This is a genomic window from Pseudomonas sp. 05T35 (genome assembly GCF_056396605.1).
In genome coordinates, this window is the sequence record NZ_JBFTLU010000760.1 from 1 (window position 1) to 1749 (window position 1749).

Here is a 1749-nt window from a genome sequence, read left to right on the forward strand (position 1 = left end):
AGCATTGGGTGGGAGCGTTGGCGGGCAAGGCCGGCCTTGAGTGGAAGCGTGATGAAGAACTCGAGATTCTTGCGGTTCGCTGGGCTACCGGACGCGGTAATCGCAACGGCCGTTGCGCGTATCAATTTGCCCGGTATTGGGTCGGACTGAAGTTGTTGGAGCACAAGGCATGATCGATTTGCAAAAGAGCGGCGCAGGACTTGAGGGCTATGGCCTGCTCTGCGCGCAGTTGGAGTCGCTGCTGGCGGATGAGCGCGACTTTATCGCCAACGCCGCGCAGTTTTCGGCGTTCTTGTTCAATCAGCTCGATGACCTGAATTGGGCCGGGTTTTACCTCAATCGCAACGAGGAACTGGTGCTCGGACCGTTCCAGGGACAAATCGCCTGCGTGCGCATTCCGTTCGGTCGTGGCGTTTGCGGCGCAGCGGCGGCGACCCTTCAGACTCAACGGGTTGAAGATGTGCATGCGTTCGCCGGGCATATTGCCTGCGACAGTGCCTCGAACAGTGAACTGGTGGTGCCGCTGGTCAAGGACGGCCGGTTGATTGGCGTGTTGGATCTGGACAGTCCTTTGCTGGCGCGTTTCACCGTTGATGATCAGGCCGGCATTGAGCGGTTGGCGGGGATTTTCCTGCGTTTGACCGAATGCTGATCAAACCCGTAGCCGCTGCCGAAGGCGGCTGCTACGGGTTGCTTCAGGGGAGGTTTTACACGCCGGTGTGCTGATGGATCTGTCGTTGTAGCGCCTGTTCCAACTCGAGCATGGCGTGCTCTATGCCTTTGCAGCGGGCCTCGAGCTGGTCCGGACAGAAGTTCTCATGACATACGCGCTCAAGCGCTTCGCAACGGTCGATAAGCCTTGAGGCCTGAACAATACGGGCCGCCCCTTTGATTTTGTGCGCCATATCGATGAAGGCTTGCGGCCCGCTTGCAGGCGGCAGCGCGAGGAGTTCCTGGCGGTCGAGGCGATTGCTGTTGAACAGTTCGGCGAGCAAGCGATTACCGAGCATTCGCGGTCCCTCAGAGTGGCCCATGGCCTGGATGCCGACCGGCTGCTCAAGCACATCGACCAGATCGATGCGCTCAACAGCCGCTTGCGGGGCGTGACCTTGCTCAAGGGCATCGAGGTGGACATTCTCGAAGATCAAGGCGGCCCGGCAGCGTGGTTGCTGCCTGGAACTCAATGCGCAGCCGCAACGCATGGACCTGTTCGACCTGCAGTGCCGCTACGCCAAGGATGAAGGGGTGCTCATTGCCATCAACTCGGATGCGCATCGCACCGTTGACTTTGCCTATTTGCAGTATGGAATCGCTCAGGCACGGCGTGCCTGGCTGGAAAAAACCGACGTGCTCAACACCCGTCCCCTGAAGGAACTCAAGGCGTTCCTGAGCGCCTGTTCCGCCCGGGGATGAGTGGCTGTGGGTGCGGGATTGAGACGCTCCATTCCCTTTCGTCAGCAACGTGCGGGATGACCTCCGCGAAATCAGCTGCGCCTGTCACTGTATGGGCCCCGAGGGAGTCCCCGGAACCAGGCGCCACGCTTCAGGGCATTGGCGTATATAAGGGTAGTAACCTTTGGCTGAAGGGCAGTAATACCAGCTTGGCACCGACGGAGTGTTGGGGGGCGCTGCCACCACAGGCGGGTTGGCCGGGTAGTAATAAACAGGGGGCGGGTAGTAGTAAATCGGATAGGAGGGGTAGTAATACGGACCACGAAGGTATGCGCCTTCCCAGCCCAGTCCCAAGCC

The 1749-nt window shown here is 59.9% G+C and carries 4 protein-coding genes and 1 pseudogene; 3 read left to right on the forward strand and 2 right to left on the reverse strand.

Going from position 1 to position 1749, the window contains the following annotated elements; translation table 11 throughout:
- The coding region (locus tag AC1DH9_RS29585) for a DUF815 domain-containing protein (RefSeq protein WP_477809390.1) at positions 1-173 on the forward strand (173 nt) is incomplete at its 5' end.
- Positions 170-652: a GAF domain-containing protein gene (locus AC1DH9_RS29590; protein WP_427532806.1), complete on the forward strand. Its 483-nt coding sequence runs from the start codon at positions 170-172 to the stop codon at positions 650-652. The genes AC1DH9_RS29585 and AC1DH9_RS29590, both read left to right, overlap by 4 nt.
- 55 nt (positions 653-707) lie before the next feature.
- Here AC1DH9_RS29590 and AC1DH9_RS29595 read toward each other — a convergent pair whose 3' ends face one another.
- Positions 708-1202, reverse strand: coding sequence for an Hpt domain-containing protein (locus tag AC1DH9_RS29595; protein WP_477809388.1), 495 nt, complete (start codon positions 1200-1202; stop codon positions 708-710).
- On the opposite strand from AC1DH9_RS29595, the gene AC1DH9_RS29600 reads away from it, so the two are divergent.
- Positions 1201-1413: a hypothetical protein gene (locus AC1DH9_RS29600; RefSeq protein ID WP_477809389.1), complete on the forward strand. Its 213-nt coding sequence runs from the start codon at positions 1201-1203 to the stop codon at positions 1411-1413. The genes AC1DH9_RS29595 and AC1DH9_RS29600 overlap by 2 nt on opposite strands.
- An 84-nt stretch (positions 1414-1497) precedes the next feature.
- On the opposite strand, the pseudogene AC1DH9_RS29605 reads toward AC1DH9_RS29600, so the two are convergent.
- Positions 1498-1749, reverse strand: a pseudogene (locus AC1DH9_RS29605) (hypothetical protein); the annotation flags it as partial.